The sequence below is a fragment of the Bradyrhizobium sp. USDA 4454 genome, from assembly GCF_054822705.1.
Genome location: NZ_JBTRCN010000001.1, coordinates 4,948,818 through 4,969,975 on the forward strand (window position 1 = coordinate 4,948,818; position 21,158 = coordinate 4,969,975).

General features: G+C 61.6%; 10 protein-coding genes. 3 read left to right on the forward strand and 7 right to left on the reverse strand.

All coding sequences use genetic code 11. The features are described from left to right. Positions 1-134: 134 nt before the first annotated feature. Both ACVIW0_RS23310 and ACVIW0_RS23315 read right to left on the reverse strand, forming a co-directional pair. Complete coding sequence (locus ACVIW0_RS23310) at positions 135-1,376, reverse strand: tetratricopeptide repeat protein (protein WP_461354465.1); 1,242 nt, start codon at positions 1,374-1,376, stop codon at positions 135-137. 39 nt (positions 1,377-1,415) lie between these two features. After that, positions 1,416-6,557 (reverse strand): beta strand repeat-containing protein, encoded by a 5,142-nt coding sequence (locus tag ACVIW0_RS23315; protein WP_461354466.1) that lies wholly within the window; start codon positions 6,555-6,557, stop codon positions 1,416-1,418. A gap of 688 nt (positions 6,558-7,245) precedes the next feature. Between ACVIW0_RS23315 and ACVIW0_RS23320 the strand changes: the two genes are divergently transcribed. Together ACVIW0_RS23320 and ACVIW0_RS23325 are read left to right on the forward strand one after the other, a co-directional pair. Continuing rightward, entirely contained in the window at positions 7,246-7,446 is a 201-nt protein-coding gene (locus tag ACVIW0_RS23320) for a hypothetical protein (protein ID WP_461354467.1), read from the forward strand. Between the two features lie 901 nt (positions 7,447-8,347). Then, entirely contained in the window at positions 8,348-9,148 is an 801-nt protein-coding gene (locus tag ACVIW0_RS23325; protein ID WP_461354468.1) for a hypothetical protein, read from the forward strand. An 809-nt stretch (positions 9,149-9,957) separates the two neighbouring features. Here ACVIW0_RS23325 and ACVIW0_RS23330 read toward each other — a convergent pair. From ACVIW0_RS23330 to ACVIW0_RS23350, 5 genes are all read right to left on the reverse strand, one after another. Further along, positions 9,958-11,703: a tetratricopeptide repeat protein gene (locus ACVIW0_RS23330; RefSeq protein WP_461354469.1), complete on the reverse strand. Its 1,746-nt coding sequence runs from the start codon at positions 11,701-11,703 to the stop codon at positions 9,958-9,960. 42 nt (positions 11,704-11,745) lie between these two features. Next, on the reverse strand, positions 11,746-13,143 hold the full coding sequence (locus tag ACVIW0_RS23335) for an HlyD family type I secretion periplasmic adaptor subunit (RefSeq protein WP_461354470.1): 1,398 nt from the start codon (positions 13,141-13,143) through the stop codon (positions 11,746-11,748). Then, the gene (locus ACVIW0_RS23340) at positions 13,140-16,025 is read right to left on the reverse strand and encodes a peptidase domain-containing ABC transporter (RefSeq protein WP_461354471.1); all 2,886 of its coding nucleotides are present in this window, start codon (positions 16,023-16,025) and stop codon (positions 13,140-13,142) included. Before ACVIW0_RS23340 ends, ACVIW0_RS23335 begins: the two co-directional genes overlap by 4 nt. Before the next feature lie 73 nt (positions 16,026-16,098). Then, on the reverse strand, positions 16,099-16,989 hold the full coding sequence (locus ACVIW0_RS23345; RefSeq protein ID WP_461354472.1) for a hypothetical protein: 891 nt from the start codon (positions 16,987-16,989) through the stop codon (positions 16,099-16,101). Positions 16,990-17,073: 84 nt separating this feature from the next. Then, complete coding sequence (locus ACVIW0_RS23350; RefSeq protein WP_461357563.1) at positions 17,074-17,262, reverse strand: hypothetical protein; 189 nt, start codon at positions 17,260-17,262, stop codon at positions 17,074-17,076. 814 nt (positions 17,263-18,076) lie between these two features. Here ACVIW0_RS23350 and ACVIW0_RS23355 point away from each other — a divergent pair. Further along, a complete protein-coding gene (locus ACVIW0_RS23355) occupies positions 18,077-20,953 on the forward strand; it encodes a hypothetical protein (RefSeq protein ID WP_461354473.1) in 2,877 nt (958 codons plus the stop codon). The last annotated feature ends 205 nt before the right edge of the window (positions 20,954-21,158 follow it).

The following is a 21,158-nucleotide window of genomic DNA, read 5'->3' on the forward strand; positions in this document are numbered from 1 at the left end:
CATCCGCTTCGCGAAATCCATTCTCGATCGAAAGGTAAAGCCCCGTAGCGTTACGGGAAATTGAGCCGGTTTGGCGGCCCAGGCAGCGGCCCGGTATTGCTCCGACGAAGCGACTGGGATCGCTTTCGCACCCCTCAAAAGCTGACCTCCGGCGCTCGTAGTTCATGGCCCCTCTGCAATCGTTCCGAAGCGTCGTTTTGCCCAACGTGACGGCCCGATGCCCTCCGGCCATGGCGCGGAAACTCAACCGCTCCGCCAAATCGAAAAATTGAATCATGAACCAGCGCCGACTGACGCACGATCGGCCATATCGCGCTGCGCAAGAACTGCTGGTCTAGCGTTCGCTCCGGGTACTCACAGGACTCGGCAAGGAATTGCTTGATAAGGGGATCAAGTGGCGGCAGGGCGCCTCGCACGCCTCCCCAAAGCCCGGCAAACATGACAGCGGTGTGGGTCCAGAAATCTCGCATGACGTGGAAGTGCCGCCCCGAGGAAATCCAATCGTCAACAGCCACCCGTTCTTGAACATTGACAATCGAATCCGCGTCTCGGACGAGATAGCGATCCACTCCGGGATCGTTGGCAACAAGGAAACGCCAGAACAAGCCGGCGAAGGCTGTTCTCGGTCGCGGCATCATGACCAAATCCGCGCCGAGATCAATCAGACGACGTCGACTGTCGGCCGGCACGCTGTCGTCAACATAAAAGCGGCATGACCAACCTTCATAGATCGAGGGAGCCAAGCTCGCGTTTCGTTCTGCGCCAATCAGGTAACGCGGCTTGGTTCCCCAAAGCGAGTAGGCTATTACGTTTCGCCGACAATCCGCCGTTTCAAATGGCGGCACCTTGACGTGTGAAAGACAGGCCATATTGCTCGCTGACCGGTCGCTGATTTTAAGAGATTGCAGGCCAGCCTGTCGTGCTTCTTCCAAATGACCCGCGTGAAAGTAAACATTCGCAAGGACGGTCCAACAATTCGCGTCGTCCGGACGTCTCTTTACCGAGTCTTCAGCTAGATTGATTGCCTCATCGACCTTCCCGCACTTCGCAGCAACAAGCGCAAGATTTGACTTGGTTACCGCATCATCCGGATCGAGCGAGTGTGCTTCCCGCCAAGCGATGTAGGCCTGGCGGAGGTCTCCGATCGACTGATAACACAGGGCGAGAAAGCGAAAATCGTGAGGCGTTAGTTCTCCAGACCGCCGATTGCTATTGACCAGCGCGACCTGCGACTGCAGCGCCCCATGGAAATCGCCGGCGAGATAACTTTGGTGCGCCTGGCTACGAATTTCGCCGATCTCATCCTGCGTCGTCAATGCAGCCGGACCTCCGAGCAATAACGGCGGCTCCGAAGCGCCGCCGTTACCTAATTTCAACGACGGTCTCGGGACCGTTTTACAAGCAGATCAAACATTCTACGGCGTCGTCGCAATCACGGTCCCGTAGATTGTGCCATGATTGTTGTACTCATCGAGTACACCTAGGATCTGAACGCCCCCGGGGATATCAAGAGCCGGGTTATACTGCGGGATCGACGCGTAGTGGGTCGCGCTGGTGCCCGCATCAGGGCCATCAATGCCGACGTTCCACTGGGTTGATCCGGCCGCGACTGCATGGGTGTTTAAATCGTTCAGAGTGATGTTGCCGTCAGTTTGGGCTGTCGTTTTGAGCAGCCAGTCGACGCCCCACTGGATCGCGTCTTTGGCGTCCACCTTTGTTGGATCGCTCGCTTCGATTGGGTTTCCGGCGAGATAGTTCAACCAACTCGCGACTAACGCCCTTCCTTCCTGATATTCCGCGTTCTGCTGCTGCTTCTGATTGGCACTCAACAGCGTCAACGCGTCATTGAAGTTGATGAAAAACGTGCTTTCTCCATTATCCTGGACGCCGTCGAGATTGAAATCGCCGATCAACAGGCCCGCACTGACCTTGCCACTCGGTGCATTGTCGGCGCTCGTAAACACCCCGTCTCCGTTCGTATCGACAAGATGGCCCGTGTTGGAGCTTGGCGAGTTCACCGCGAGTGTGATTTCCCCATTGGGGAAGCCATTGGTACCAGACTGCTTGCCTTCATTACCAACTATACCGTCCCAGAACTTCAGCCAGCTGTTGTTCTGATTTCCTGTCTGCGACCAGAAGCCCGGCGTACGCACGCCAGGCCCAAGCAGAATCGGGATTGACGCCGAATCCGACAATGGGCCAAGGTCAGGTGCTGTCGTCGTGACAGTGGCGGTATTGTCGAGGCTATTGTCTCCGTCGATACCGTGGGTCGACAGATCCGTCGACGTAACTACATGCTGATATGTGTACGTCCATGTCTCGCCGGGATCGAGCGTTCCATTGTGATTGGGGTCGAGGAAAGTGTTGCCCGTGTGAGTACTAGGATCGAAGGTGTTCGAGTTGCTGAGGGTAACGTCGGGAGCTCCCTCGAACGAGTCGGTTACGTGAACATCGGTCAGCGTAATATTGCCGGTGTTCGTAACCTCTACGGTGTAGTTGATGATGTCTCCAACTTGATCAGCATGACCATCTTGAATGGTCGCCGTCTTGTCGATTGAGACGTCCGGGTTCTGGATCACCGGCGTCGAGGCGTCGTCCGACTGCGGACCGGTCTGGTCGGTATCCGCCGTCGCAAGGTTGACCAGCGGGCCGCCGCCATTGATGTCCGCCTGGGTCACAACGTGCGTCGCCGTGTAGGTCCAGACCTCGCCAACGTCCAGGACGTTGTCGCCATGAGTGCCCGCACCGCTGTCGGTGTGCGTCGCGCTCACCGTGGTCGCAAACGGATCCGACAGCGTCACCCCGGTCAGCGACTCGTTGCCGGTGTTGGTCAGCACGATCGAGTAGTTGACGATATCGCCCGCACCGTCAGCGCTCAGATTGCCTGGTCCCGCGCCGCCCGTCACCGACGTCACGTCCTTGGCGATCGTGAATGCCGGGTTCTGGATCACCGGCGTCGAGGCGTCGTCCGACTGCGGACCGGTCTGGTCGGTGTCCGCCGTCGCAAGGTTGACCAGCGGGCCGCCGCCATTGATGTCCGCCTGGGTCACAACGTGCGTCGCCGTGTAGGTCCAGACCTCGCCAACATCCAGGACGTTGTCGCCATGAGTGCCCGCACCGCTGTCGGTGTGCGTCGCGCTCACCGTGGTCGCAAACGGATCCGACAGCGTCACCCCGGTCAGCGACTCGTTGCCGGTGTTGGTCAGCACGATCGAGTAGTTGACGATATCGCCCGCACCGTCAGCGCTCAGATTGCCTGGTCCCGCGCCGCCCGTCACCGACGTCACGTCCTTGGCGATCGTGAATGCCGGGTTCTGGATCACCGGCGTCGAGGCGTCGTCCGACTGCGGACCGGTCTGGTCGGTATCCGCCGTCGCAAGGTTGACCAGCGGGCCGCCGCCATTGATGTCCGCCTGGGTCACAACGTGCGTCGCCGTGTAGGTCCAGACCTCGCCAACATCCAGGACGTTGTCGCCATGAGTGCCCGCACCGCTGTCGGTGTGCGTCGCGCTCACCGTGGTCGCAAACGGATCCGACAGCGTCACCCCGGTCAGCGACTCGTTGCCGGTGTTGGTCAGCACGATCGAGTAGTTGACGATATCGCCCGCACCGTCAGCGCTCAGATTGCCTGGTCCCGCGCCGCCCGTCACCGACGTCACGTCCTTGGCGATCGTGAATGCCGGGTTCTGGATCACCGGCGTCGAGGCGTCGTCCGACTGCGGACCGGTCTGGTCGGTGTCCGCCGTCGCAAGGTTGACCAGCGGGCCGCCGCCATTGATGTCCGCCTGGGTCACAACGTGCGTCGCCGTGTAGGTCCAGACCTCGCCAACATCCAGGACGTTGTCGCCATGAGTGCCCGCACCGCTGTCGGTGTGCGTCGCGCTCACCGTGGTCGCAAACGGATCCGACAGCGTCACCCCGGTCAGCGACTCGTTGCCGGTGTTGGTCAGCACGATCGAGTAGTTGACGATATCGCCCGCACCGTCAGCGCTCAGATTGCCTGGTCCCGCGCCGCCCGTCACCGACGTCACGTCCTTGGCGATCGTGAATGCCGGGTTCTGGATCACCGGCGTCGAGGCGTCGTCCGACTGCGGACCGGTCTGGTCGGTATCCGCCGTCGCAAGGTTGACCAGCGGGCCGCCGCCATTGATGTCCGCCTGGGTCACAACGTGCGTCGCCGTGTAGGTCCAGACCTCGCCAACATCCAGGACGTTGTCGCCATGAGTGCCCGCACCGCTGTCGGTGTGCGTCGCGCTCACCGTGGTCGCAAACGGATCCGACAGCGTCACCCCGGTCAGCGACTCGTTGCCGGTGTTGGTCAGCACGATCGAGTAGTTGACGATATCGCCCGCACCGTCAGCGCTCAGATTGCCTGGTCCCGCGCCGCCCGTCACCGACGTCACGTCCTTGGCGATCGTGAATGCCGGGTTCTGGATCACCGGCGTCGAGGCGTCGTCCGACTGCGGACCGGTCTGGTCGGTATCCGCCGTCGCAAGGTTGACCAGCGGGCCGCCGCCATTGATGTCCGCCTGGGTCACAACGTGCGTCGCCGTGTAGGTCCAGACCTCGCCAACATCCAGGACGTTGTCGCCATGAGTGCCCGCACCGCTGTCGGTGTGCGTCGCGCTCACCGTGGTCGCAAACGGATCCGACAGCGTCACCCCGGTCAGCGACTCGTTGCCGGTGTTGGTCAGCACGATCGAGTAGTTGACGATATCGCCCGCACCGTCAGCGCTCAGATTGCCTGGTCCCGCGCCGCCCGTCACCGACGTCACGTCCTTGGCGATCGTGAATGCCGGGCTCTGGATCACCGGCGTCGAGGCGTCGTCCGACTGCGGACCGGTCTGGTCGGTATCCGCCGTCGCAAGGTTGACCAGCGGGCCGCCGCCGTCGATATCCGCCTGGCTTACCACATGCGTTGCCGTGTATGTCCAGATCTCGCCGACATCGAGGACGTTGTCGCCGTGAGTGCCCGAACCGCTGTCGGTGTGCGACGCGCTCACCGTGGTCGCGAACGGATCCGACAGCGTCACCCCGGTCAGCGACACATTGCCGGTGTTGGTCAGCACAATCGAGTAGTTGATAGTGTCGCCCGCGTTGTCCGCGCTCAGATTGCTCGGGCCTGCGCCGCCGCTCACCGACGCCACGTCCTTGGCTATCGTGAACGCCGGGTTTGCCGGCGTCACCGGCACGTCCGCGGACGCAGAGCCACCAACGCCCTGCGTGGTCGTGACGGTCGCGGTATTGTGGATGTTCAGATCGTCGCTGGCACCCTGCTCGCGGGTGACATCAGCCGCCGTCACATCGTAGTTGAGGGTGTAGGTCCAGGTTTCACCCACATCGAGCGTCGCGTTGCCATGGGTGCCCGCGCCGCCTTCCGTGATGGTCGCGCCTCCGAGCGGGGCGCCAGGAACACCAAGTGCGGCAGCTGAATAGCCTTCGATAGCATCCGTTAGCGCAACGCCTGTAAGAGCGACGTTGCCATTGTTGGTAAGGGTGATCGTATAGACGATGTTTTCGTTCGCATTGTCGATCGAGCCGATGGTACCAGAATCCGGCGATATCTGCGCCGTCTTGGTGATTGTGATCGCAGGATTGTTCTGGGTAATGACGTAAAATTCCTCGAAGCCACCGTCCGATGCGTCCGGCGTTCCGAAGGCAGAATAGAGGTAAAGGAAGGGGTTGCCGCTGGCGGGAAAATTGGATTCGGGAATGTCAATGATGTAGTCGCCGTGACCACTCCCGGTATTCCAATCGGTCAGCTTGATCGTGACGTCACCGGCGCCATCAAGATTGTAAAGTAACGTCGACGAGCCGGAAGAGAACGTGTTTGTCGTATTGTTGAATCCTGTAAGATTATCCACATTCGACGAGAAGATCTTCAGCGCGTCTAAGGAAATGGGCGCGCCCGTATTTTCGTTGATATCGAGCCGAAACTCTCGATATTGGACGCCGCCGATGGTGACGAGCGGAATGTCAGCGAGGGTCAGGCTATGCGTGAAGTTGCCGGCCTTGGAATCGAATTCAAGCGTCCCGTCGGTGTTATAACCTTGCTCGGTCCCGTTTGCCTGAACGCGCAAGAAGGAATTGATGACGCCTGTTCCCGTACCTTCCGCTCCGGCGGTGAAGATGGTCCCGTTTGCCGTACCGGGAACCGCAGGCACGGGTGTAGCGTCAGTAAACGCTGTGGTCATCATGAGGCCCGCCGCCTGATCGGTTGCACTCAGTACAAACGCTTCACCCGCGGCATCCTGCCCGACCAACCAGTTCGTTTGGATCACGCCGTTGACGAGGCCGTCGAGGTCGCCGGCGCCACCATCCGTGACCGCCCAGGGCGCATTTGTTCCTGATACGGGCGTTCCGGCCACGTCGACAACATTGAACGTTACGGTGTCACCCACGCCGACGTTGGCCGTGAAGAGCGCGGTCGATCCCGGTGAATAGTCCGGACGATCCGTGACTAGCGAATAGTTCGCTATGGCGGGATCGGATAGGAGTGCTGCGTCGCCGACTAGGATGTAGGTGCCCGTTGCGGGATCAAACTTGTACGTCGCCATACCGAATCTCCCTGTTCACGTTCCGCCGCGGCAATGCGGCCGCGCTTTCTGTTCCGGAAACTCGCAACCCGCCTGATGTTGACGCGCAACCTCACGGTCCGCGGGAGCGCGTGCTCCACGGACGTGTGCGACTTCAATCGAAGACGGTCTCTTCAGAATTTCGTTGGCCCGAATGGGCCAAACATTGCCAACGTCATTCCAAATCAATCATCAGGCTACCCTCCCGGGTGCACCGCAATAATCGCTTGTGACGTCGCGGAAGCCCCAATGCGCTTCCACCGACAGCATCCACCCAAAATTACCTGCACGCGAATAAAAATAGCCGGAGGTGCCGATCGGGCACGTTCCAGCCGTTATGACGATTGCTCGTCCTCACGCCACATTACTTAACCTTTGACTTTAATCAGAGCCCCGATCAACGCGGGGCAACGCGAAAATGCACTTTATTATGGCAACAGCTAAACACCAGCATTTCCAATTGTAAATACATTTTTAACCATGAAGCGGCCGCTTCCGGGGCGGGAGCGGCGCGTCGTCAACAACCCTTGCACGAGGATCAGAACAATTCGATCTAACGTGGTTGGCCTATAGGACCACGTGCTCGAAATCCGGTTCGATTGGATTTCATGTGTTGGGTAAAGGAGGGTCGGCTGCGCAACAATTAAGCGAAGCGATCGACCCAATCGATGTGCTCCACAAGATCAGCCAGGTCTGCGCACCCCGCGTCGCCCATGGCGAATACGAGGTGGCGAAAGCGGAAATGAAGGCGCTCGTCTCCGAGGACGCCTGGGAGGCGGCCGGCCACGGCGTGCGCGCCAAGCGGTCCGATTCCGGCGCGATCGCCTTCGAAGCCGTCGAGGTGGAGAATGCCGATGCTGCAGTCCCGTGAAGGTATTGGCGCCATCGTCGCCACCCGGCTGGGCCCAGGCCGATCTCGTCAATCCGGCAAAGACCCTGATAGCTACTATCCGCGCGTGCTTCCCCCGGGAAGATGACCGGACCTTCCGCTACGCCTCGCTTGCCTCTGGCCTCGACACCGTCCGCAAAAGCCTGAGTCAGCAAGAGATCGCTACCATCCGGACCACCCGGATCTTCGCTGATTTCGGCCGGGGTCTGCCATCGTTATCGACTTGGTCGGGATTGCACCTGAGTTAGAGGACGAGGCCGACTATTACGTTCGTCAAAACGCGCTGAGTTAGCGGCTCGATCCTGTGCCACGACCGAGATCGAGACGCGCCTGGCGCATACGGTTTCGATCAGCATTCCATCAACACGGACGTCTACATCCAGGCGCGCGAGGTCTTCGTCTTGTTCGAGGGCCTACTCCATGCAGCGCAAGCCAGACGACTTACGGTAATCAGGGAGATTAAAAAACATCGCCTTCTGGCCTAGCGCGTTCGGCCTGACAACCCGCGGGCGGGCGATGAAAATGCCGATCTTCTGCGCTCACAGTCCGTAACGCTCCATCTCATGGAATATAGACGCCGGCTATGCGGCGCGCAGCTATGTCTCCTCACTGCGCGGACGTCGGTATCTATTGGATCGTCGACCTGCTGCCTCTTCTATGAAGCAGCCGCCGTACCATCGATCACCGCTCGATAGAAGCTGAAGGGCGAACAGGCCGAACTAGGTAGGCGTCGACGGACCCCAAAGCGCCAAAGCGCGCTTGGACTTGGGCGCTCATTCTAAGCCGCCGCGAAGAGACGATATTGCGCATTGCTTCAATCACAGTATCTTTTATGTAATCAGCGTCAGGTCGTGACTTTGCGATAGCCCGAAGGATATGCTCCGTGTTTTCAAAAGCCGATCATGGTGCGGGCCTGCGCACCGCCCCAATCGAACTTGCGGGTGATTGGGGTCGCATGATTCCGCATGCGGCTGTGCTGGTCGTTGAGCGGATGCGTACTGCTTGCCTCGATGGTTTCCGCCTTGTTTCGAACGACCAACCCGCCCGCCTTCGCGTTGAGGAGCGGACCAGCGGCCCTCCCGCTGTCTGGCTTCACGAGGACGGAACCGACCTTGCCTGGATCGTCGTCGACGTTGGGGGACGTGACTGGTCGAGGCTCGCCTATCAGTTTGGTCACGAGTTAGGACACGTCACCTCCAACTCATGGCGACCGGATGCCAAACCTGCAGCACCGAGCCAATGGCTGGAGGAGGCTCTAGTAGAAGCCTTCACGCTGCGAGGCCTCGCCCTGCTGGCGGATAATTGGTCGCGCGATCCTCCGTTTAGGGATGACAGCGGCTTTGGCGCCGCCGTCGCGGTCTATCGACAAAATGCTGTCGCGCGCTACGGAAAATTGGCGACTGAACAAGGCAATTCAAAGAATCCCGGAGCTTGGTTCAGGCAGCATCGTGCCGCGTTGGAGGCGGACCCTTGCCTGAACCCGTTTGCGCAGGTCGCATCTCTTTTCATCCTCGAAGAATACGAGCGCAACCCGAGCGGCATTGAGGCGCTTGGTGCGCTGAACCGATGGGATGGCCGCAGCGCTATCCCGCTCGAGCAATATCTGCAGGCTTGGAAGGAAAGCTGCAAGACACTGGGGGCCTCACCAGCATTGCCCCATCGGCTTCAAGAGCTTCTAAGCTAGCTAACCTAAACGAGGGGTCGAAGTTCTCCGATTCGCGCTCGACCGCCATGAGTGCGGCGTGCGGATAGCGCGCGGCAAAATAAAGTGTCGCTAAGCCAATATTGGCGCCAAGATCGATAATAGTAGATGCGGATGCGGGTAGATCCTTCAAGTCGTACTCGGAATCAATAAATATCTGGCGGAATGCGAGCACGTCGCTTGTACACAGACGGAGCTCGATCTCTGTGCCTGCCTCCGGCACAATTACGCTGATGCGGTTCGCCAAGTAGCGGACGCCAAACGCGTCAACAACGTTAATATCTTGAACTCGAGGCGCCGCATCGAGCAACCTCCAGTCTACCCATAGGTACCAACCTTAGTGAACTTATCCGCACCAAACCGTTCCCACTGCACAAATAGAACGTCCCCATTTTTCTGGTAAGAACCGCGGCTGTTTCGGCCCTCGTGAATGATCGCCCCATCTGGCTTGGAAAGCAGAAGAAAGCCATTCCAGTGTAGGTGTCTTGCAGCTACTCGCTCCATCGAGCACTCCATACGAGGTCATGGGCTACCGAAACGATCACGTCCTGGCCGATAGTAAGCCTTGCACTGAATAAGTTTGCGCTAGGGATTACCGCTGATCTAAATTTCAGCATTACCGTTCAAGGAGGATCACCGTTCAAGGACGAGTCCCGCAGGGCGCGAGTAGGTATTCACGCGCAATCGATGCCCTTTCCAACCTCAACCATAACCTTGCCGCCGCTTGCTTTCCGCGGGTCCAGCCTTATCAAACTTCGTATCTTGTCAACTCGGCAGGCGCGATCGCAACATCATCTTGACGTGTTTCTCGTCAGTTCCGCCAGCTCTGCGTCTGCATCTACGACGCCTTGGGCAACGGCCATCTCCAGCCAGTAGCTCGCCTGCTCGGGGTCACTACGGCCAGCCGCGCCGCTACGCAAATAGCGCCCGAGCATGAGTTGAGCTTGGCCATGCCCACGCTCTGCAGCCGCGCGAAACCAATGCTCGGCTTTGGCTCGATCAACGGGAATGGCGTGGCCGCCGCTATACATCGCGCCTAGTGCAAACATTGCTCCGGCGTGGTCTTTCGCGGCCGCCTGTTGACATAATTTGAGCGCGGCAGGAGCGTCCTGTGGTCCCCCTCGAGCGTTCACGAGCATCTCAGCCAATGCAACCTGAGCATCGGTGATCCCTCCCTCCGCCGCACGTGCAAACCAACCCCGTGCAGCTTTCAGATCTGATGGGACACCTCGGCCCTCGGCAACAAGACGACCAATCATAAACTGCGCCTCTGGAACCCCCTCGGCTGCGCGCCGCAGCCAGACGGCCGCCTGCTGTTCGTCGCGCTCAACGCCGATGCCCTGCAGAAGGCAAACGCCAAGATTGAACGCGGCGACAAGATTGCCGCGTTGCGCTGTCTGCATGAACCAATCTGCGACCGGAGGACATTCCTCCCCTCTGACCGCTCGTTCCAGCAGATCATTTCCGAGGTCGACTTGAGCATCCACATTTCCGGCCTCAGCAGCGATCCGCAACCATCGGTCCGCTTCATGTTTGTCCTGAGGTACTCCGGCTCCGGTCATATAAAATGAACTCAACGACCGAGCAGCCGCCGCATTGCCTCCTTCGGCTGCGCGGCGATACCAGCTTGCCGCTTCCACGTAATTGGGCGGTAGTGCGCCGCCCTTTGCGTAGAGGTCGCCTACCAACTCCGCGGCGCGAACATCGCCTGCCAAGGCAGCACGACGAAGCCACGTCTCCCCCAAAACGAGATCTCTCGCAACAACGGTACCTTCGATCAGTATAGTACCCCATTTTATCTGCGCGCCGCGATGTCCCAACTCCGCGGCCTTGTGGTACAGCTCAGCGGCGGCGACTTGATCATACGCGCCACTGATCCCACCTTCGATCAGGACACCCAGCATGAAGACGGCCGTAGGAATTTCAGCGGCCGCCGCTGCTCGCATGTTTTCGACGACCTCGTCCCGGTGAATGGCTCGGTTTGGGTCTGCCGCAAGCGACAGAGCGTAGCCCAATTGTCCTTGGGCACAGCCCGCGGCGGCGGAGCGGCGATACCATTCCCTCGCCTGTATAAGGTCTCGAAGCGGTGGCAGACCATAGGTCAGAATGTAGGCCAGCAGAGCTTGCCCGTCGGGAGAGCCCGCGTCAGCTGCCATACGAGCCCACTTCAGGGCAGCTTCGAAATCCGGTTTCGCCGAGCTATCCTGCGAAAACAATCGTGCGGCAGCATCGTCGTCTTGACGTGCTTGCGGGCCAAGCCCTTGGAGCATGAGCGCCGCAAGCAGCGACTGTGCCTCCACGTGGCCATTCAACGCCGCGCGCTCCAGCCAACGCGCGCTCTCCGCTCGACTGAGCGGAACGCCAGCGCCCTGAAGGTAGAGCTTTCCGATGTGATATGCAGCTTCCGTGCTGCCAGCTTCCGCCATTCGGGCCAGATGCGGCAATGCATCAGCAAACCGCTCTTTCTCGATGAGAGCGATCGCCCGACGTAGCGCCGTCTCGGGCGACGCCTTTCCGATCAAGCGATCAAAGAGCATTTCCAGAAGGCTCCATTGGGTACCACAGCAAAGCCAACTTGATCACGGCTCGCGCATCGCTTCCTGCGTCACCGGAAGCATCAGGCCGAGCATATAATTCAGCACTGTGCGGTGCCCCACTTTAATATCAGCGGTCACGGGCATGCCCGGCGTGAGCTGGAAACCCGCCGGGACGTCGTGCAGCGCTACACGATCGATACTTATGCGGCTTCTATAAAACGGCTCCAGATTCGTAGTCGGAATGGCACTGGTGGGATTGCGTGCTTCGACCTGAGCATTAAAGCTGTCGGGGCTCACGATGCGTACGACTCCCTCGGCCATACCGTACTGAGAGAACGGAAAGGTATCGAACTTGATCGCCACCGGATCCTTGACATGTACAAAGCCGTTATCCTTGCCGGCAATGTTGGCCTCGATCTCAAGCGGCGCGTCAGCTGGCACGAGCGTAATGAATTGCTGGCCTGACTGCATGACCGATCCCACCGAGACTTTTGCGACGGATTGTACGATCGCGTCAAGCTCGGCGCGGATCTCGACCAGTTTGCGCCGAAGGTTCGCCTTGGTCAGCAACTCGCGTGTATCGGCCGCTTTGACGGTGATCTCCTGCAACTTCTGCGATGCTTCGGCCTTCCAGCCACGGACATAAGCATCGCGGTCGGAAGCGAGTGCCGATTGATCGCGCTTTGCTCCCTCCCCTGTAGCAATCGCGTTGGAAAGCGACCGCTGCATCTCAACGCGTGTATCCTTGGCGATCAGCGAATTCAGCCGACTTCCTGTCTGGGTCGCTTCCAGCTGCCGGCGCATATCCTCAATGCTTTGAGCCACACCTAGGCGATCACGATAGCCTACTGCATCCGAGTCCGCCCTCGCTATAACGGCATTCAGTTCTTGCAGGCGATGCTCGTAGTTTTCGATCTTGGCATCGAACTGCGCCTTTCGATGACTGAAAATCGAAGCCTGTAAAGTCCAGTTTGGATCATTGCCGGAGTACATGAACGTCTGGCCACCCGCTTCAGCGCGCAGGCGCGCAAGTTCGGGCTCGAGGCTGTTCAGTTGCCCCTCCAGGGCCACCCGATCTGCTTCCGCAAAGGTTGGATCGAGGCGCGCTAGTACGTCGCCTGCCCGTACCCGCTGGCCTTCGCTCACTTCGATTGAACGAACGATTGCGGTCTCAAGTGGCTGTACGAGAATGGTGGAAGATTGCGAGACGACCAGGCCGCGCGCTGTTACGACCTGGTCGACGGGCAATACACCCGCAACGAGGACCAAGGCAGCGACCATGGTGGAGACCATCCAGATCGTGCCGCGGGCTGAACGCGGCACCGGCGCATTAATAATTGCGGTTGAAGGCTGTTGGAACTCAAGGATTACCGGCAACGTCGGATCGCTCTTCTTGGCCTTCAACGGGAGCGGCAGCAGATTGGCCTGGACTTCGCTCATGGTTCGTTTGCTCCACCCGAGACCAGCTTCGGAGAAATCGACGAGCGCGTCGATTCGCTATGTCGATTCTGCTGCTTCCAAAGTTGTCGATAAATCGCGCAACGCTCGACCAACACGTTGTGCGCGCCGCAGTCGACGATCTTGCCTTGGTCAAGAACAAGAATTTGGTCGCAGCCGACCAGCGATGACAGCCGGTGCGAAACGATGATCATCGTCCGCCCTGTTGCGATCCGCTCGAGATTTGCTGTTACCACCGCTTCGCTTTCCGGATCGAGCGCGCTGGTCGCTTCGTCCAATATCAGGATGCGCGGATCCGTAATGAGCGCTCGTGCAATCGCCAGCCGCTGTCTTTGGCCACCGGAAAGGTTGGGAGATCCCTCTTCGATGTAGGTTTCGAAGCCATTGGGCATTCGTTCAATGAATTCCTCAGCGCCAGCAAGCCTTGCTGCATGGACGGCATCAGACAACGTCAAGCCGGGTCGACCGGCGATAATGTTATCCCTGATGGACCCGCGAAAAAGGAAGTTCTCCTGCAAGACAACGCCAAGGCTCTGCCGAAGGTGACGCAGATCGACATCGCGCAGATCGGCGCCATCGATCTTCACAAATCCCTTGTAGTCACGATTGATTCCTTGCAGCAGGCGCGTAACCGTGGATTTGCCTGATCCGCTACGGCCGACGATTCCGAGCGTCGATCCGGCCGGAACCGAAAAACTGATCCGCTCGAGCGCCGGGACGGTCGTGTTGAGGTAAGTGAAGCTGACATCCTGGAAGGCGATCTCGCCTGCAAATTTCGGTTTCAGGCCCGCCGCCCTTGCGCTGCTCTCGCTTGGCCGATTGAGGACGGAACTTGCTTCTCCAATCGCTGCGCCCACTTCCTCATAGTCCTCGATCAATCGCGCCAGCCCGACCAGCGGCTGGGCGACCCGGGCGCTCAGCATCAGGAACGCGAACAGTCCTCCCACCATATAGCCTGACGAGTCGCTCATCGCGAGATACGCACCCAGCATGGTCGTGCCAAGCACCATCACGCGCTCGATCGGTGTAACCAACGTCTGCGGCCAGTTGGACAAACGGCCGAACTCCAGCCGCCATTTCCCGGCCTCGGCAATGCGTTCATCCCAGAGGGCGCGACGTTGGGGTTCGAGAGCCAAAGCCTTGACCGTCTTGATACCTACGATCGTCTCACCGAGCGTCGCCGACTTCCACGTCTCAGCGGTCGTGACTCGACCGTACATCTCGCGCATGGGCTTCAGGAATGCGATGATGATCAGCAATATTGCACAGGCGCAGCCAAGAACAATGCTGGCCAGGATGGGGCTAAGATAAAACAGGAACGGGAGCAGCACGCAAAGCGTCATCAGGTCGAGAAACGTCGACAGAAGGCGCCCCGTCAAAAATTCGCGGACGCGATAGACTTGCGCGATGCGATACATCGTTTCGCCCGCAGGATGGCGCTCGAAGTAATCGAGCGGCAGGCGAAGCAGTCGATTGAAGACGTGAAGATTGAGTTTTGCGTCGAGCTTTGCGCCGACGACCGCAATGATATGACGTCGCGCGTGCCCCAAAAGGGATTCATACACGATGACGACGGCCATGACGGCCGCAAGCATCACCAAGGTAGACGTACTATGGAATTGCAGGACCTTGTTCACCATCGTCATCACCAAGAGCGGTGGGAAGATAGTGAGGAAGCTGATGGTGAGCGAGGCGATGCCGATGTCGCGCAACAGGCGCCTTTCGTGCAGCACGAGATCGAAAAGCCAGCGCAGATTGAACGGCGCGTCGGCTGCGACACGACTTCGGCTCGCGCGGAGCAGAAGGGCCTCACCGTTCCAGACCTGAGAAAGACGCAACTCGTCGACGGGCACGGCCGCCTCTGCCGGGGCGCCGGGATCCCTAAGCATGACGATATTCTGATCGGCATTTGCGCCGACCATGAGCGCGGCGCTGCCGTCGGCAAACAACAGGACGACGGGACCAGCTTCGCTCATCCCTTGCAAGTGGCGCCAACTGGTTCGTATCGCGCGAGACCACAGCCCGGCATTCTGTGCCCAGGTCGAAAGTGCTGCAGGTGATGGATATATCTCGGATTCACCAGCCCTCAATTCGCTGGCATCAAGCTCAACGCCGTAATGACGTGCCACCTGAATAACCGCCTGCAATCGCGCCTGATATTGCGGAGTGCGTTGCGCTTCCAGGCGATCGATCGAGTGCCCTTGTTGCGGGTCGCCCCCGATTGATTTCGGCCCGGATGAAACGACAAGCGGTTTTGGCCGAGCCTCCACATTGACCTTTGTGGCGAACTCCGTGCAAATCCGTTGTATCGAGAGGCGTGCACGGACACCTAGACCAGTCACTGACTCGCCGCCTCCACGGACAAGATTCATGAATGTACGCGGGAGAGCGGACCATTGCGCCACGAAGCGCGCCTTGACCGCTTGCCACGCGCTCGGCCCTTGGGCGATTTGCGGGCGCCCTCGCGGACCTTCAGAAGGAGCATCTCGCGACACCACAGTGTGCGATCGGTCATCACTCTGAGCTGAGGTGAGCTCACCGGACGCATTGTGCGACTGCGTTCTTACCGGCGCCCCTGCGCCGAGGCGGACCTGCCCTTCGACGCGCCACACCGCCTCGTCGAAATCACCTTTCTCATTCTCCACTTGGGCTTGCGACAAATCCCTTGCTGCGGCGAGCCGGATCTCCAAAAGTGCGCGGGCCCGGCGGTAGAGCGCATCACGCGACGCTTCGTCGTCGGCACGAAGATCGTTAATGGCGTTCTGCAGCAAGCGGACATACTTGCCCGGCCCGGGCTCCCCAAAGGCTCCCCTGTGCGGGTCCACGTCACCCTCCAAAATCGACGGCAGAATAAAATTCCTCACTATATCCCGGCAATCTAGACGAATTCGACGGGTCGTGACACCGAAATTCCCGCAGACCCGCTCCACCGACGTTTCACGCGATCGCAAACAATCGCCGGAGCCGGTTTGGCAATTCGCCGGTGGAACCAATCGCAACACAGCTTTCTGTCCAGAAGTCGAGATAGCGCTCGAGATGAACGGAAGTCCGTTCCGGCCAGCGGTTCAAGGCCCCCAGATCGTCAAGGCAGGCGGGTTTGCCCGCCTTGACGTCCTCGTAGATCTGAAGGATGCCGACAACCGCGGGCCCCCACGGAACTTCCTTCCCAGATCTGGCTTCCAGCTTCGTTCGATTGGTGCGGAACCACTCGGCTGGAGAAAGATCATCAGCCTTGAATTTATCGAGCAGCGCTGTGCTGTATTGACGTATAGCCCGCGCAAAATCAGCGTCTCCAGCAAATGGTGGCGATCGCTCCCAACTGTCGGCAAGCAGCCGCAGACCGCGAACCGAGAATGTCTCCACCAGCACCTCCTCGAGCCATTGCGTCGGGGGTTGCGGCTTAGCAGCAAATTGCCAGCTGTTACTCAAGACGTGCCCTAGTTCGTGACCGAATTGATAGGCAAGCCTGCACCAATCTGCGTAACCGACGTTCACGACGATCGAGGCCATGTCAGGTTGATCGGTATGCAGCCAGATCGCCGGCGTGACTTCGCCGCGATTTTCGATCCGGATTCTCTTGGGTTGCCGATCCGACAGCAATCGGAATCCTGATAGATCGACCGCCCGTATACGGTTGAGCACACGCATCACGGCATCGGTTGGTGCCGCATGCCAATCTCCTGATAGTTCGATCGGAGCATTCAGCAGGTCTTCTGTCGGAGCGATCTCGCGTCCGAGAGTCTTCCTGCTGCCTTCGACGGCGACAATTGCCGCGCTGCCCGCGAGAATGAGGAAGCGTCGGCGGTCGATCATGGCAGTGCCAGCCATCGGCAGTTCCCGGCCTAATCGAAGAAGAAGCCAGGGATGCGCGATCCCTGGCTTCCTTGTCAGTCGTTACTTCGGTCGCCGACCTTAATGGTCGTGCTTCGGCAAGTTGAGGTTGGGCCGGTTTGATTGATCGAATTGACCAATCGTTCCGGCACCACCCGGGCTGTTCTGATCGAAAGCTGAGCCGCCATCCGTGTTGCCCATGCGGGACAACAGCATCTGCGCCAAGCTCTTGATCGTCGTAAGATCGGCCTGCAACTGCTGGCCGTTCATCGACCCTCCCGCCATTGCAAGCGCCAGGTCCGCGACTGCAGCCTCCAATTTTAGAAGCACCGGATTCAACGATCCAACCGTCGTGTCAGGACTGATCGTCGTTGTCAGCGACGTCTGATCGTCATGATGACCGGACGTCCCTGTTGCACCCGCCGAGCCTGTCGCGCCAGCTCCCGTCGCACCGGTCGCTCCGGCAGTGCCCGTCGGACCCGTTGGGCCGGTATGGCCCCTGTGGTCGCTCGGACCAGTCGGACCCTTCGGACCACGCGGGCCAGTCGAGCCGGTTGCCCCAGTCGAGCCTGGCGAACCTGTCGCACCCGTGGCTCCGCCTGCACCCGTCGAGCCCGTAGCACCTGTGGCTCCCGTAGCGCCAGGATCTCCGGTTGCCCCACTTGCTCCGGTCGCCCCGGTTGCCCCCGTGGCTCCCGTCGAGCCTGTAGCACCCGTGGCTCCGGTACGACCTGTTGCGCCGGTGTTGCCTCGTGGACCTGTTGGACCGGTCGGCCCCCTCGGCCCAGTTGCGCCAGTGGCTCCCGTTCGTCCGGTTGCGCCAGTCGATCCTGTTGCCCCCGTCGAGCCGGTGGCACCTGTCGCACCCGTCGAGCCGGTAGCTCCAGTTGCACCCGTCGAGCCGGTGGCACCCGTTGCTCCGGTCGATCCGGTGGCACCTGTTGCACCCGTCGAGCCGGTGGCACCCGTTGCTCCCGTCGCACCGGTGGCTCCTGTTCGACCCGTTGCACCAGTGTTGCCTTGCGGGCCCGTCGGTCCAGTGGGTCCTGTTGGTCCGGTTGCACCCGTCGCACCGGTCCGACCAGTGGCACCCGTTGCACCGGTGGCACCCGTCGAGCCGGTGGCCCCCGTCGAGCCGGTGGCTCCGGTTGCACCCGTTGAGCCGGTGGCTCCGGTCGCCCCTGTCGCGCCGGTGGCTCCGGTTGCACCAGTCGCACCCGTCGCGCCGGTGGCTCCGGTTGCACCCGTCGCGCCGGTGGCTCCGGTCGCCCCTGTCGAGCCGGTGGCTCCGGTCGCACCTGTCGAGCCGGTGGCTCCGGTTGCACCCGTCGCACCAGTGGCACCCGTCGAGCCGGTCGCACCCGTTGCTCCGGTCGAACCGGTGGCACCTGTCGCCCCCGTCGAGCCGGTGGCTCCGGTCGCACCCGTCGAGCCGGTGGCACCCGTTGCACCTGTCGAGCCGGTGGCTCCGGTGGCACCTGTCGCGCCGGTGGCTCCGGTCGCACCCGTGGCGCCGGTGGCACCTGTCGCCCCCGTCGCGCCGGTGGCTCCGGTCGCACCTGTCGAGCCGGTGGCTCCGGTCGCACCTGTCGCTCCGGTGGCACCCGTGGCGCCGGTGGCACCCGTTGCACCTGTCGAGCCGGTGGCTCCGGTGGTACCCGTCGAGCCGGTGGCACCCGTTGCACCTGTCGAGCCGGTGGCTCCGGTTGCACCCGTCGCACCGGTGGCACCCGTCGAGCCGGTCGCACCCGTTGCTCCGGTCGAGCCGGTGGCACCTGTCGCCCCCGTCGAGCCGGTGGCTCCGGTCGCACCCGTCGCGCCGGTGGCTCCGGTCGCCCCTGTCGAGCCGGTGGCTCCGGTGGCACCTGTCGCGCCGGTGGCTCCGGTCGCACCCGTGGCGCCGGTGGCACCTGTCGCACCCGTCGAGCCGGTGGCACCCGTTGCACCTGTCGAGCCGGTTGCGCCGGTGGCCCCCGTCGAGCCGGTGGCTCCGGTTGCACCTGTCGCGCCGGTGGCTCCGGTTGCTCCCGTCGAGCCGGTGGCTCCGGTTGCACCTGTCGAGCCGGTCGCACCCGTTGCTCCGGTCGAGCCGGTGGCACCTGTTGCACCCGTCGAGCCGGTTGCGCCGGTGGCCCCCGTCGAGCCGGTGGCTCCGGTTGCACCTGTCGCGCCGGTGGCTCCGGTTGCTCCCGTCGAGCCGGTGGCTCCGGTTGCACCTGTCGAGCCGGTCGCACCCGTTGCTCCGGTCGAGCCGGTGGCTCCGGTTGCACCTGTCGAGCCGGTCGCACCCGTTGCTCCGGTCGAGCCGGTGGCTCCGGTTGCACCCGTGGCGCCGGTGGCTCCGGTCGCACCTGTCGCGCCGGTGGCTCCGGTTGCACCCGTCGAGCCGGTGGCTCCGGTCGCACCTGTCGCGCCGGTGGCTCCGGTTGCACCCGTCGAGCCGGTGGCTCCGGTCGCACCTGTCGAGCCGGTGGCTCCGGTTGCACCTGTCGAGCCGGTGGCTCCGGTCGCACCTGTCGCGCCGGTGGCTCCGGTCGCACCTGTCGCGCCGGTGGCTCCGGTTGCACCCGTCGAGCCGGTGGCACCCGTTGCACCTGTCGAGCCGGTCGCACCCGTTGCTCCGGTCGATCCCGTGGCACCTGTTGCACCCGTGGCTCCGGTCGCACCTGTCGAGCCGGTGGCTCCGGTTGCACCCGTGGCGCCGGTGGCTCCTGTCGCGCCGGTGGCTCCGGTTGCACCCGTCGAACCGGTGGCTCCGGTCGCACCTGTCGAGCCGGTGGCTCCCGTTGCACCTGTCGAGCCGGTCGCACCCGTTGCTCCGGTCGATCCCGTGGCTCCAGTTGCGCCGGTGTCACCCGTCGCACCCGTGGCACCGGTTAAGCCGGTCGCACCAGTTGCGCCCGTCGAGCCGGTCGCGCCTGTCGAGCCGGTTGCTCCGGTCGCACCCGTCGAACCGGTGGCACCCGTTGCACCTGTCGAGCCGGTCGCACCCGTTGCTCCGGTCGATCCCGTGGCTCCAGTTGCACCGGTGTCTCCCGTCGCACCCGTGGCGCCCGTCGATCCAGTTGCGCCGGTGTCGCCGGTTGCACCCGTGGCGCCTGTCGAGCCGGTGGCTCCAGTGGCGCCTGTCGCGCCGGTCGATCCCGTGGCTCCAGTTGCGCCGGTGTCGCCGGTCGCACCCGTCGAACCGGTCGCTCCGGTTGCACCCGTCGAGCCGGTGGCACCCGTTGCACCTGTCGCACCCGTTGCTCCGGTCGATCCCGTGGCTCCAGTTGCACCGGTGTCTCCCGTCGCACCCGTGGCGCCCGTCGATCCAGTTGCGCCGGTGTCGCCGGTTGCACCCGTGGCGCCTGTCGATCCCGTGGCTCCAGTTGCGCCGGTCGAGCCGGTGGCTCCGGTTGCACCTGTCGAGCCGGTCGCACCCGTTGCTCCGGTCGATCCCGTGGCTCCAGTTGCACCGGTGTCTCCCGTCGCACCCGTGGCGCCCGTCGATCCAGTTGCGCCGGTGTCGCCGGTTGCACCCGTGGCGCCAGTCGAGCCGGTGGCTCCAGTGGCGCCTGTCGAGCCGGTCGATCCCGTGGCTCCAGTTGCGCCGGTGTCGCCGGTCGCACCCGTGGCGCCGGTCGAGCCGGTGGCTCCAGTGGCACCTGTCGAGCCGGTCGATCCCGTGGCTCCAGTTGCGCCGGTGTCGCCGGTTGCACCCGTGGCGCCAGTCGAGCCGGTGGCTCCAGTGGCACCTGTCGAGCCGGTCGATCCCGTGGCTCCAGTTGCGCCGGTGTCGCCGGTCGCACCCGTGGCGCCCGTCGAGCCGGTGGCACCAGTTGCGCCCGTCGCACCGGTTGGACCAGTCGCGCCCGTTGCACCGGTTGAGGCGGAAACGCTCCCCGATGTGAATGTATCGCCGTTCGCCGTACCGCCGCCCGAAAATACTCCGTTTGTGATGGTTCCGACCGAGATGTAGTTATTCCCGTTCGAATTGTAGTAAACTCCGTAGGTCCCCGTCACGCTAGGAAGAAAGGTCTCAATGCTGAAGGTTTGGACGTTCCCAGTCCCGGCGCCAAAACCCTTGGAAGGCAGTTGAAATGAAGAAACTATCGCAAAGGTGCTAAGATCAACCACGTAGAACGTGTTGATCACGGGCGAACCTGCGTCTCCGAGCGTGCCAT